Below are 12,339 nucleotides of genomic sequence, written 5' to 3' on the forward strand. Positions count from 1 at the left end.
GCTTTGCATTTATTCCTTCACTTCAATTCCATAGAGCATTGCAGAAACCTCAAATATATCCCCTTTATCTGTAAAACTGACCGTTCCATTGTATTTTTCTACCACTTTGCGAACGCTCTGAACACCATGCCCATGTCTGATATTATCTTTCTTGGTTGTTTTCAGGCTTTTATTTTTCTTTCCTGTTTTGCTGTTTGTTATTATAAGAAGCAAAATCCCGGACTGGTACTTATTTTCAATCTTTACAAAACGCTGTCCCTCCGGCACCTTGCTACAGGCTTCTACCGCATTATCCACAAGATTTCCATACAATACACCTATATCCCCGTGATCAAGCTGCATCTGCTTTGGAATACGAATAGATGTTTCTACTTTTATTCCCCTTGCCTTTGCCCTGCCAAATTTAATGCGGAGCACAGAATCTACGATTGGATTATCAGAATACTGCTTTTCATCTATCTGCTCAAATTCCATGCACATCGCACCGATTTTCTCTGAAAGTTCCTGCCCATCACTATTTTCCACCAGATGATACAGTTCATGCAATTTATGTTTCATATCGTGCTTTAACTTCTGCACTTCCTTATTCTGTTTTTCTGCTTCTTCATAATAGATGTCTTTATAGTGCATTTCTTCCCTGTACATTGCATCCTCATACTGTTTTTGCACAAGATAATTAAAACGTTCCATCATATACAGCATAAAATAATCTGTCAGGACAATGGAAATTACAATACTGGCACACATAAGCAGGCTTTTTTCACCGCCAGCTTCCAATGACAAAAGAATAACAAAGCAACAATTCAACACCGTAAAGGTAAATACCATAACCAGCACACCCAAAATTTCTCTTGGAAAGTCGGCAATCTGCATCCCTTTCTTTGAAATCAATTTTGACAGAATATACATCACATTTCCACGAACAAAGCTGCATATTACCATTACAAAATAATATTTATAACTTTCGCCCACATGAAAATTCATCGCATGGAGTAACAGCAAGGCTACAGGTTCAAACAGCATTCCAATACCCATGAATGTCACAATATTTATAATTCTCGTCCACATTCCTGATTCATAATAAAATGATAACAGTATAAGCACAATCAAAAGAGTCGCAAGATTCAGATACGGATTTTTTATGTTGCTGACAAATGTCCATATAATTGCAGCAATGGTAAATCCAGCCCATATCCATACCTTTGATACTGGTTTCATTTTCTTATTGGAATGAAAATAATACATAAACACTGCCAGATCAAACAGGCTGATGGCAAAGCGTATCACATATTCCATCCTTAAACCATCCTCCTTACAAACTCCATATGTTTTTCTTTTAAATTCTGCTTATGGGAACGAGCAATCAGAAGTCTTTCTTCATTGTCCATCACTACTTCATCTCCCTCAATCGCCCTGATATGCCCAAGATTGATGATATATGATACATGAATATGGGCAAAGACCTTATCATCAAGCTGTTTCCATATTTCTTCAGTTGTCATATTTGCCTTGAAATTTTCTGAGATCGTATGTATCACTGCCTGACGACCTTTCTTCTCAAAATACACAATATCATCGCAGCTAATACGAAACTGATTTTTTCGGAACTGAAAGACAAAGTCACGCTTTATCATATGAAGATACTGCATGGCTTTTAAAAGGACGGACTCCAGCTTTTCCACTGTAATCGGTTTAGAAATATAGTCAAAGGTAATAACCTCAAAAACATCCATAACATACTGCGTATATCCAGTCAGGAATACAAACAATGCTTTGGCATCTATTTTCCGGATTTCTTTTGCAAGCTGCAAACCATTCATCTCCGGCATTTCAATGTCAAATATATACAGATGATACATTTCCCCATCATCTATAACATGCTTCAGCAACTCCTTCGCTGTAAAATACACTTCATAAGAAAACTGGTACTGCACTAACTTATCAAAAGCACTTTCCAGCATTTCTACATCTGTTCTGCTGTCATCACAGACCGCAATATTAAGCATAACACTTCCTCCTTTTCGGGCTTGGAAGTAGGAAGCACTTCAATTTATCTAATCAACTTAGATAAATAAGCCAGCACACGGTCAAAAAAATCATTTCTCTGCTCCTTTGTGCTGTTCGCAACATAGTAATCCAGATTAAAATCTTTCATACTGCTCTCACCTGTTATCAGATATGTAGGATCAATTCCATATTTATGATAGAGTGTCAACACTTTATCTACAGATATTCCCGTTATACCCGCCTCAAGCTTTCGATAATGTTCTACTGTAACATCCAATACATCCGCAATTTCTGACTTTTCGAGGTTCATATTCAGTCTTGCCTCTCTTAGTCTCTTTCCTATCTGTATATTGGCATCTTTTCTTCCTGTGTCCAAGATTTTGCACCTCTTTTCCATGTTAATCATATCAATGGGACTTTGATTCTCATAGTCCAGAAAACAACCCAACGCACATCATTTTATGCTCGTAAGTAGGTTAATTTGTGCTTTTATTAAAAAAACGAATGGCACATCTGATACCATTCGTCTTTATCTGCTCTATATTCTGTTGTAAATTCTATTAGCGGACAGTTTTTGGCTATTTATCATATCCATCACTGCATTTCTTTTACTCTGACATCCACTGTATTTTTAAAATTTTCAATCTGATGTGAATACTGTTCATTCATAAGCGTGGAATGAATCATAAAATCCGCTGTTGCAATATTATTTGCAATCGGTATATTTTGGATATTTGTAAAATGGCAAAAGCCACATAAATTTTACTTTTTTGCAAGTAATTTCATAGCTATATCATTAAGCTTTTTCATATAAAAACCTTTTTATTTTTCTTTTATATCGACAAGCATCTTATAATATTTCACCTTTTCTGCACGAAGTAAGATTTTTTTGCACGAAAAGCATAAAGATGCATTAAAGACATTAAAGCATAACGTTTTTCTTAATATAAAAAATCTTAGTTTCCTGCTCGATAAAATCAAAAGAATTATACTTCGTGCAATAAATGCGTATTTCGTGCATAGAGAGTGTAAATTTATATTTCTGTATGCTATTATTTTCCAAATAATGTGCATATATATTGAAATTTGTTCATTAGTGGAAGGAGAATTACAATTATATGAAGAAAATTAAGAAAATAATAGCTATTTTATCATTAGCCATGATGCTTGGAATAACTACCATTCCTAATTACGCTTATGCAATGCCATCTGAAGAAAATGCGGCTATAGATACAGTGGCAGCATATGTTAAGGAAAATGCAGAAGAATTTAGTGATGAAAGAACCCCTATTGAAACCATTTATTTTGCAATAGATAAGAATGGAGAGATGACCATAATATCTGGTGAGACAGAAACATATAAGCTGGTTGAGGATGTTATTGTAGGAGGCTATATGTTTTTTGATGATGGGTTAAAAGGAGTTAATCATTACTATGAGGTACAGATGACCGCAACTGTAATAGATAAAAGCGACTATTTTACATATCATAGTTTATCTGTAAAGCCTAAAAATAATTCATCATATTTATCTGCTGTTTCAGCATCTCATGCAAGCTATTTGAGAAAAACTACTGTAAGTGATGCTAAACAGTATTATTATGCTGGAAGTACACCGAATAATCCATATGTATATGTTAAATCCAGTTTTTCGGTAAATGGAGACACAAGCTACTCAATTCCAGAAAAGAAACTTACTAATCCTATAAAGTAAAAACTTAATTTTGTTATCCAATTGGATTGTTGCATTCTGTGATTGCGAATTAACAAGTCAGATTATAGAAAACTCATGAACTTAATAACAGTATAGTTTGCACATTATTTTGCCCACCTATATAATTAATATAGGTGGGATTTTATAGACATTATTTTGATTGGAGATTAAAATGATTGAGATTGTTTTTGATGAAGGAATTGCAGCTAATTTACGAGTCATTATGCGACAATGTAAAAGAGAACCAGAAAAAATAATTACATATATGAACGAAAAAGGACAGGCAAGTGATGTAGCATTGAATGATATATTGTGTTTGCAATTATATCTTGATAAAGGACCCATAAATTGTTGTTTGGATAGCAATTGTAGGAAGAAATTCATTGAAGAAATATATTATGAACATTATTCATATATTGATAATCTAAATAGATTTAAAAAAATAAAAAGGCTTGCGAACGAAAAAAATGCATTCAGAATATGGGTGGATAACTTACCTTCTTCCTTATTGGGATTATATTGTGTTTGTAATGAACTTAAAAATTGTAATGTTAATATTTATGTGATGGATATAAATGTATGTGTTGGAGGCTATGGCAATATTTTTTCTTGGACACAAGTGGAGGCAGAAATTATGCTTGGTTTATTGAAGGAAGCGAAAAAATTAACACGATATGAACTAAACGAATGCATAAATAGTTGGAATAAAAATATTAATTCTAACTGGAATTTGAGAAGCTATATCAATGGAAGCATTGTAAGAATACATGATAACTTTTTTGATGATATTATATTAGGCGTATTTTGTGAAAATAAGATTACGACAATCAATAAAATAATTCAGAATCTTTCAGAACATTATTTGGCATGTATAGATGATTATTATATTATTTATAGAATTAGATACTTAGTTAAAAAAATAAGCTGTCCATAATAAAAAATAACAGTAACGCATATTTGACATTAGTACAAAAGAATTTTTAATAAAAATTTTATTTCACTTTAAATTTGTCCGTTTAAGAATAATCAATGATTTTTGGTGCGCCGTACTCGTTCAGATACCGGGCTATCTGATTAAGATTGCCGCTGATCCGCCCGTACTCGGCTGCTAACCAGCCGACAGCGGCAAGCAATTCATCATTAATAGCGGACACATGGATAACGTGGCGGATAGTCGCCCGCTAGATAGCCTGCCGCAAAAACAGATATTAGGGGAAGTGATTTTTTCTCACTTCCCCAGCAACATCTTATTTCCAGTTATAAATGCTGGTATACCATTTATATGTTCTTGTTCCTGTTACATAGGTGACATCACTACCGCTATCTTTTTTGGTAAGGGTTATGCTACTACTTTGCCACGGATTTAATACAGTATATTTTGAAGAACTATATCCAATTAGAGTTAAAGCGTGGTATTTTTTCCTTCATCAGATTTCCGCTGCATTTGCATATATATTGGGCGATAACCATTGATTTCTGTCTTAACTGATGAATAGCTTAGAGGGTTTCCAGACTTGGGAGATAACCCATGATTTTTTGCAACAGAAATAACTTCTGAATTAGTTAGTCCTTCATTTTTAGGCAGAGCCTAACGCTTCTTTTGTAACACCTTTTGCTGTTAAAGAAGTTCCCTTTTTGTAGTTAATAATCGCAGCAGTAACCGCAGCACCGCACCATTCTTTCTGTGTACCATTAAAAGTCCCGTCATCTGTTTGAGGAACGCATACAACGCCTAACGGACTAGGATTGCTTGATTCCATAAGGGAAATACTATTTCCATCTGTTTCTGAAAGTACATTTGTAATATTAACAATATTACCAGTAATACTTTCATTCATCAAAGAAACGGTATTTTCAATTTCACTATCCGGTGTAAGTGGCTCTACAAAATCATTTACTACTGCAAAAAATCCAGCATTATTGGAAACTAGACTAATAGGAGAACTTTGAGAGCTTACATTCTGTAATTCATTTAACTTTTCAGCCATTAAATTTTCGTCAAGCTGTGTGTAATATTCACCATTTTCGTCATAGATGGTGAGCATTGCAAAAATTTCACCATTTTCCATAACAGGAAAATCGTAAATTCGGTTAGTACCATCAGATTCTTGAATATTAATAGGATAGCCCAAAGTATATTGTGCTTCTCCCGCATTAATTCCGTTAGAACTTAAATGATGGGAGAGAAATTCGGGGAACTCCTCTTTTGCATATTCAAGAATTTCTTCAGGAGTTTCTTCAGTGACAACATAGCACCCACTGGTATTTTCTGCTGCAAAAGCAGATATACTACAAACTCCTAATATAAGTGTTAAAGATAATATACCAGAAATAATTTTTTAAATTTCATAATTGTACCTCATTTCTAATTTAGTTTTTTTAACAAGCAAATCCTATAAATACATTGGAATCGCCCTTTTCAAAACAACGTACATATCAAATTAAAAATGATGGTTTTAGAATACCCTCTTTAGCCCTAAAACCATCATTGAAAATCATTTCTTTAAATCGATCCGATTTCCATTCCTATCTACTATGTAAATATATGTAGGGGGAGTATCTAAAGCTGATCCGCTTAAATACAAATAAAAGCCGTTCGGTAACTCGTATTGATAAATATAATTCCCACTTCCTATATCTTGATAGGTATATTTTTCAAAATCTTCCCATGTGACGTTGTTAATACCTTTTGATTTAATTATAGAATTGACAATATCCATTGATAAATGGGAAGTAGATGATTGATGTACGAAAAACACTCCTATCACCAAAACAATCAATACTATAAATATACTAACATATCTTTTCATCATCTATTAGTATATTTTACTAAATAATATCCGCAAAATGTGGAATAATTTAGTCCTGAGCCATAATTTCGGTCACAAGATTGAGGGTCTGTAATTTTCTTTCCACTTGCATCAACATTAGAAACTTTTAAATAACCTTGTTTATGCGACCAATAGCCATCTCTATTTTGTACATACCAGTGATAATCAGAATTAGGAGCGATAACTAAGGCAACTTTGTATTGATTCTTTCCCGGAGTTGCATTTTTACTTGAATTTGTAATTTCACGTCCGCTACCTAAATATGGACCATCAGCTTTAACAGCTTTTTCAATCGCACTTTTTGTTAAAGACGTATAACGCTTACCTGATGGATCGCCTGGCTGTAATTTGCCTTCTGTTGTTTTTAATACGTCCATAGCGTAAGCATAGCAATTTGCCCGTCTAATGTTTTCATCTTTATTCCAATAATCAGGATTATAGACAGGCTCATATCCACTTGTTGGAAGAAGCGAAGTTTCAAGTGGCATAGGAATGTCAATATCTAAAGCTGTGGCATCAACGGTTGTTGTGGTTGTGCATGGAGTAGGTGATGCCAATTCCAATGGCTCATGACTTACCATTTCCTTTAAATCATCAGATAAGCCATTATACCATTCTAACCAGTCAAGAGTTTCTTGTGATAACTCGGTTGCTTTGAAGGACCGCCCATTGTAAACAACTGAATCATCAGTGTCATTTGCTGCAAAAGCGACTGTTGACATCATAAGGGTTAACGTCAACATCGTAGCAATTACTGATAAAAACTTTTTCATAAAGTTTTCCTCCTTTCAAAAATCCAGACTAACCGCACTATCAAACAGCTTTTATTTATAATTATAATACCACACAAATCGACATTTGTAAATACAGGATACTGAATATAATTTCCAATAACTTGAAATATCTTTATTTTTATGCACAATATCCAAAATTAACTGTAAATTTTGAGTTTATTTTTTTTCCACAAAAGATTTAGGAATAGTGGGCTGCTACCTATGAAATTCTTGTGTATTACTTTACCGCACATGAGCATTAAATGCTGGAATGTCAGTCAAGGTAAGGATTCCAGCCTTAACTGACAATTCTTGCATTTGATATAATCAGAGAACAATTCACCGAAACACCTACACAGTTTTTTTCCACTCATAATGTCAAAATAACTTCCACATCTCTTCTAAATTCCAGTCGGCTATTCTTATTGTCTTAATTTAAATACCGAAACCATACCACTAAGTGTAGTAGCCTGAGCTGTAAGTTCTTCACTTGTCGCTGATGTTTCCTGTGCCGCAGCCGAATTATTCTGAACAACTTCAGCAATTCTTTCTGCGGTTACCTCTACCTGTTCCATACTGTCTGCCTGTTCAATGGAAATTTCTTTTATTTTTTCGCACTGTCTGCAATCGCCTGTATGCCATCCACAACTTCTCTCAATGAAGTTGAGGCTTTCTCTGCATACATATTTCCATCTCCAACCTCATGAATAGCCGCTTCAATAAGTGCTTTTGAATCCACCGCTGATTTTGCACTCTGTTCTGCAAGGTTTCTGATCTGATCCGCAACAACAGCAAAACCTTTTCCGGCTTCTCCGGCTCTTGCTGTCTCAATCTAAGCATTTAATGAAAGAAGATTTGTCTGGCTTGCAATATCTTCAATCTGTGTGATAATTGCTCCTATCTTCTCAGAGGTTTCATTTATGCGTGACATAGCCTGCACTAATACTTCCATATCTCCACGACTGCCTTCTGCAATCTCCGCATACTTATAGGCTTCATCGTAAGCTGTTCCCAATTCTTCTGCTGTTGTTTTTATTCCGCTTGTAAGTTCATTGATAGTTGCCTGCATTTCCTCAACCGATGCCGCCTGATCCGTTGCGCCTTCTGCTAAAGACTGTGCCGCTTCTGCAAGATTTGTGGAACCTGTAAGAACCTGCCCCGATGCATCATCTACCCCTCTTACAGTTGTATCAATCTCCTCATTCATTTTTCTTATGCCTGTCAGCAAACCGGTAAATGCTCCTGTATATACTTCCTCACACTCTGTATCAATCGCAAAATTACCATCTGACATTTCATTTAACATTCTGCCAGAATCTTTAATGATAACTCTGATTCTGTCTGACATTGCAGATACACCAGACACAAGTTCCTTAATTTCATCCTCAGACTCAACCGTTGGAAGTGGAGAATCTATGTCACCCTCTGCAAATGTAATAAATCTGTCCTTTAATTCATTTAATGGTTTTTCAATGCTCTTTGATATTGCAACAGAAAGACTGTTTGAATAAATCGTTGATACTGCAATTACAATTATTATAATTGTCAATGCAGCTATCATAATCGTTCTCAACTGTGCACGTTCAGCATTTCCCAATGAAATATTCAAAGCCATAAGTTTCTGTAAAGCATCATTCAACGCCTGATACTTTGGTGCTGCTTCATCGGTCATCATCTGCTGAGCCTGTAATGATTTCGCAGTATCAGTCGTTGCACCGACCTCAATTACTTTTGCATCCACTTCCTTATACTCTGCCCATGCTTTATCAATAGCGTCCATGCAGGCAGTTCCCTCTTTTGTTATCATTGTTGGGCGTATTTTTTCCAAATATTCCTCAAACGATTTAACAGCCTGTTCATGCTGTTCTTTCATACTTTCAATGAGACTATCTGAATCATAACCTACAATACCTCTTGAGGCAGCCCTTACTTCCGCTGATTCATTCATTGCCATAGCAATGTCTCCCTGTGGATACGCATAATTATCCAGTATCGTTCCATAGTTGTTTATCGTATAAAGCATAATCACTACAACCAGTGCTGATAATATTCCAAAAATGAGAATAATCTGTCTGAAAGATTTTTTCAGTCGTGCACCAATCTTCATTTTGTTAAGTTTCTTAAACATTTGTCTTGTCTCCTTCCTAATGGATAAAATGGTTCTTTGTTGTCCCATCAATATGTATATATACAAGTCAATATATGACCGTACATCAAGGTGGTTTCAATATAAAAGGCACATTTCAATTATGCACTAACGCATAACCAAAATGTGCCATATACAATCAGATCATGCCAAAAGAAACAGACTTATTCTGTCTGTCTGTCTGTCTGTCTGTCTGTCTGTCTGTCTGTCTGTCTGTCTGTCTGTCTGTCTGTCTGTCTGTCGAGATTATATGTATCAGCCTGCATATATGCAACCCATTTCTGTGTTTTTTTCGTATAAAATTTATTACTTGCAAAATTTTATACATAACCACAGTCCATCTATCTTACTCAAAGGATAACTTATTCCTCGATAAATTACTCGCCATTTCTTGCATTTTTTTATATTTTCGCCATTTTTTGCCTGCTATTAAAACAAATAAAAAGGACGCAGGATTTTACTCCCACGCCCCTAAACTTATCTGGCTTTATCTTCTCTGACTTTTGGCAGCTCCTTCCCCGCCGTTTCCTGCTTTGCCTCCGATGTCTTTCTTGCCTCAAAAGCATCTGCATTATACTTGTACTCCTGTGGTTCAGCTACCATCGGTGAATAGATGATCTCTCTTTCTGTATCCGGTGCTTTCTGTTCCTTATCCTTTGTCTGCTCCATACGCTTTTCCTTATCAAGCTGCACATTCATAGCCAGATTATCCAGCTTATCAATCGAAGCATCCAGATGCAGCTCCATTGATACAAGCAATTTTCTCACTGCTTTCATAGGGGCAAGTGCCGCCTTTGTGAGAGGGTGTTTCTGTTCCTTCTGTGAATAATCCATCTCCGGTTTATCTGCAAAGGTACGGAACGCATTGTTTACGGTCTGACCAGCTTCACGGAATCCCTTTGCAAGAAGTGCTGTCCTTGCAATATCCCTGTCTGTAGATACAATCGTATCTTTTACCACTGTTCTGACATTGAGAAGTCTTTTCTTAATTCCTACAAATTCTGTCACCCTGTAAAGTGCCGCCCTGCCCTTTGCCTTTGTTTCATCAACAATATTCTTGGCAGTAGATTTTACCTGTACCTTTATCTCAGATACCTGTGACTTTATCTGCTCACATCTGGCATTGAGTCGCTCCTGTGCTTCTGTTAATGCTTTTTTTGCATTATTGATAAGGGTATCTTCCTGCATTTTCTTGATTTGGTCCTGCATACTGGTAAGTTCTTCTGTCATAGACGCAATCTTTTTCTCCAGACCATCCACATAGGTGCATATCTCAAATACATCATTTGCCGGCTCTTTCATAGCATTCTTTTTTAATAGGTCAAGAAGTTCCCTTATGATCTCCTCATTGGTAAGTGTCTTTTCTGCTTCCATCTGCTTTTCCTCCTTATAAACGGGGCAGCTCCTGCCGCCCCTTAACCTTAATTATCGAAAGGGAGTATCCTTTTTCTCCCTGTCGGGATTTCCGTGGTTCTGTTCGGCATTCTCCCTTGCTTTTTCGTTGCTCTTATCCTTTGCTTTCTCATATTCCGAGATAATCTCATTATAGAGTTTTTCCCTGAAATCCTTTGTGACCGGATAGCAGACATCCTGGTAGATTGGTTTTCCCTGCTCATCCACCTGCTTTGTCTTATAAGATGGCATTGATACAAAGATTTTCTCTTTGCCCTGCACGATATTGATGTTATTTACAATGAAACTGTTTTCAAAGTAAATACGGGCAAGTCCCTTGATGTTACTGCCTTCCCTCTCATAAGGTGTCACAGTTACGGAAAACTCAGGCATTTCCTGTGTTCTGTCCTGCTTCTGTGTCTCCTCTTTCTCCGGTTCCTTGATTCTTGCATAAGCATCAAGGATATTGGTATAGAGTTCCTCACGAAACTCTGCTGTGATAGGATTGCACACATCCTTATAGATCACACCATTGCTTTCATCACGCTCATTGGAGCGGTATCTAGGCATTGATACGAAAAGTTCTCCCTTGTCCTTATTCTCAAGGATTGCAATATTGGTAATCTTAAATGAATCACCGAATACCACTGTTGCAAATCCTTTGATATTGCTGCCCTCTTTTGCTCTTACTTCGTTTACCTTAATTGAATACTTCATATACTATTCCTCGCTTTCTTTTTGTTCTTTGTTTTGCTCCGGTATGATAAGCTCACACCAAAGCTGTTCTATCTGTTCACAAGACAATCTGCCATTTAACCAGTTGCCAAGTGTAACGACCATTCCGTCCTGCTCGTAGTAGAGCCACTCCTGTGTTTCAATGTTCCCCTCATACACGATAGTCACATCAAAATCAGGCATAAATAATCCTTCCTCTGCATCCCATACACAGGCTATTCCCTGTCTGAGTGTCAGATTCAGGCTTTCGACATACACAGACCAGCCGCTTACGACTATCTGAAAGTCATCATCAATCTCTGCAATATCGTCCTGAGTGTCGATCAGCTCCTCCATTTCCGATACAGCTTCTTCTATCTCCCCCAGTCGGTATCTCTTATTCATCTGCCGCCTCCTTATATCTGCACCTGACAACAAAACGCATTGTTCCCTGTCCCGGCATTCAGCATTTCACTTCCGGTTTCTTCCATTACTGGGTATCTGATATCTATTCCCGGTATCTCAATAATGCCGATGATACTGCCTTCTTTAAGAATGGCTTTCTCCTCTTTACTAACGGTGGTTTGCTCTTTCTCAACCTCTGTCCTTTCATCCTGCTTCTCCTCCAATGTCTGCTCAAATTCATTTATGAGCTGGTTCGTGTTTCTCTCTCCGGTTGTACACCAGAAAAAAGGGACTGCCATAATGGCAATCCCTGCTGTAATCAGTAGTCCTGCGACCACTTTCCTTATACTCATAGAGTT

At 36.5% G+C, this 12,339-nt stretch carries 12 protein-coding genes and 2 pseudogenes; 2 read left to right on the forward strand and 12 right to left on the reverse strand.

The window, feature by feature from the left end; all coding sequences use genetic code 11:
- Positions 1–9: 9 nt before the first annotated feature.
- Genes ROSEINA2194_RS16845 through ROSEINA2194_RS16855 form a run of 3 tightly spaced genes read right to left on the reverse strand, consistent with a single transcriptional unit; the run spans position 10 to position 2,383 of the window.
- A complete protein-coding gene (locus tag ROSEINA2194_RS16845) occupies positions 10–1,296 on the reverse strand; it encodes a sensor histidine kinase (protein WP_009860886.1) in 1,287 nt (428 codons plus the stop codon).
- A gap of 2 nt (positions 1,297–1,298) precedes the next feature.
- On the reverse strand, positions 1,299–2,006 hold the full coding sequence (locus tag ROSEINA2194_RS16850) for a LytR/AlgR family response regulator transcription factor (RefSeq protein ID WP_009860887.1): 708 nt from the start codon (positions 2,004–2,006) through the stop codon (positions 1,299–1,301).
- 44 nt (positions 2,007–2,050) lie between these two features.
- Positions 2,051–2,383, reverse strand: coding sequence for a helix-turn-helix domain-containing protein (locus ROSEINA2194_RS16855; protein WP_014081275.1), 333 nt, complete (start codon positions 2,381–2,383; stop codon positions 2,051–2,053).
- Between the two features lie 742 nt (positions 2,384–3,125).
- On the opposite strand from ROSEINA2194_RS16855, the gene ROSEINA2194_RS16870 reads away from it, so the two are divergent.
- Positions 3,126–3,719: a hypothetical protein gene (locus ROSEINA2194_RS16870; protein ID WP_009860890.1), complete on the forward strand. Its 594-nt coding sequence runs from the start codon at positions 3,126–3,128 to the stop codon at positions 3,717–3,719.
- 172 nt (positions 3,720–3,891) lie between these two features.
- A complete protein-coding gene (locus ROSEINA2194_RS16875) occupies positions 3,892–4,653 on the forward strand; it encodes a DUF3658 domain-containing protein (protein WP_009860891.1) in 762 nt (253 codons plus the stop codon).
- Positions 4,654–4,756: 103 nt separating this feature from the next.
- Here the strand turns inward: ROSEINA2194_RS16875 and mobC are convergent.
- The 9 genes and pseudogenes from mobC to ROSEINA2194_RS16920 form a co-directional block, all read right to left on the reverse strand.
- Positions 4,757–4,921 (reverse strand): annotated as a pseudogene (gene mobC / locus ROSEINA2194_RS20685) (plasmid mobilization relaxosome protein MobC); the annotation flags it as partial.
- Between the two features lie 375 nt (positions 4,922–5,296).
- Positions 5,297–5,851: a hypothetical protein gene (locus tag ROSEINA2194_RS16880; RefSeq protein ID WP_044928672.1), complete on the reverse strand. Its 555-nt coding sequence runs from the start codon at positions 5,849–5,851 to the stop codon at positions 5,297–5,299.
- 677 nt (positions 5,852–6,528) lie between these two features.
- Positions 6,529–7,323 carry a hypothetical protein gene (locus ROSEINA2194_RS16890; protein ID WP_009860895.1) on the reverse strand — a complete coding sequence of 265 codons (795 nt, stop codon included), beginning with the start codon at positions 7,321–7,323 and terminating at the stop codon, positions 6,529–6,531.
- 422 nt (positions 7,324–7,745) lie between these two features.
- A complete protein-coding gene (locus ROSEINA2194_RS22345; protein ID WP_009860896.1) occupies positions 7,746–7,898 on the reverse strand; it encodes a hypothetical protein in 153 nt (50 codons plus the stop codon).
- 29 nt (positions 7,899–7,927) lie between these two features.
- Positions 7,928–9,499, reverse strand: a pseudogene (locus ROSEINA2194_RS16895) (methyl-accepting chemotaxis protein).
- Positions 9,500–9,946: 447 nt separating this feature from the next.
- Positions 9,947–10,843: a DUF6674 family protein gene (locus ROSEINA2194_RS16905; RefSeq protein WP_009860900.1), complete on the reverse strand. Its 897-nt coding sequence runs from the start codon at positions 10,841–10,843 to the stop codon at positions 9,947–9,949.
- 51 nt (positions 10,844–10,894) lie between these two features.
- Positions 10,895–11,578: a SpoVG family protein gene (locus tag ROSEINA2194_RS16910; protein WP_009860901.1), complete on the reverse strand. Its 684-nt coding sequence runs from the start codon at positions 11,576–11,578 to the stop codon at positions 10,895–10,897.
- Between the two features lie 3 nt (positions 11,579–11,581).
- Positions 11,582–11,980 carry a hypothetical protein gene (locus ROSEINA2194_RS16915; protein ID WP_009860902.1) on the reverse strand — a complete coding sequence of 133 codons (399 nt, stop codon included), beginning with the start codon at positions 11,978–11,980 and terminating at the stop codon, positions 11,582–11,584.
- A gap of 11 nt (positions 11,981–11,991) precedes the next feature.
- Positions 11,992–12,333, reverse strand: coding sequence for a hypothetical protein (locus tag ROSEINA2194_RS16920; protein WP_006859551.1), 342 nt, complete (start codon positions 12,331–12,333; stop codon positions 11,992–11,994).
- Between the last annotated feature and the right edge of the window lie 6 nt (positions 12,334–12,339).

Source organism: Roseburia inulinivorans DSM 16841 (assembly GCF_000174195.1).
GTDB classification, from domain to species: Bacteria; Bacillota; Clostridia; order Lachnospirales; family Lachnospiraceae; genus Roseburia; species Roseburia inulinivorans.

Bases quoted from the DNA above. Each gene is read 5' to 3' on its own strand.
- ROSEINA2194_RS16845 (WP_009860886.1), bottom strand. From the start codon at position 1,296: ATGGAATATGTGATACGCTTTGCCATCAGCCTGTTTGATCTGGCAGTG.
- ROSEINA2194_RS16850 (WP_009860887.1), bottom strand. From the start codon at position 2,006: ATGCTTAATATTGCGGTCTGTGATGACAGCAGAACAGATGTAGAAATG.
- ROSEINA2194_RS16870 (WP_009860890.1), top strand. From the start codon at position 3,126: ATGAAGAAAATTAAGAAAATAATAGCTATTTTATCATTAGCCATGATG.
- ROSEINA2194_RS16875 (WP_009860891.1), top strand. From the start codon at position 3,892: ATGATTGAGATTGTTTTTGATGAAGGAATTGCAGCTAATTTACGAGTC.
- ROSEINA2194_RS16890 (WP_009860895.1), bottom strand. From the start codon at position 7,323: ATGAAAAAGTTTTTATCAGTAATTGCTACGATGTTGACGTTAACCCTT.
- ROSEINA2194_RS22345 (WP_009860896.1), bottom strand. From the start codon at position 7,898: ATGGAACAGGTAGAGGTAACCGCAGAAAGAATTGCTGAAGTTGTTCAG.
- ROSEINA2194_RS16905 (WP_009860900.1), bottom strand. From the start codon at position 10,843: ATGGAAGCAGAAAAGACACTTACCAATGAGGAGATCATAAGGGAACTT.
- ROSEINA2194_RS16910 (WP_009860901.1), bottom strand. From the start codon at position 11,578: ATGAAGTATTCAATTAAGGTAAACGAAGTAAGAGCAAAAGAGGGCAGC.
- ROSEINA2194_RS16915 (WP_009860902.1), bottom strand. From the start codon at position 11,980: ATGAATAAGAGATACCGACTGGGGGAGATAGAAGAAGCTGTATCGGAA.
- ROSEINA2194_RS16920 (WP_006859551.1), bottom strand. From the start codon at position 12,333: ATGAGTATAAGGAAAGTGGTCGCAGGACTACTGATTACAGCAGGGATT.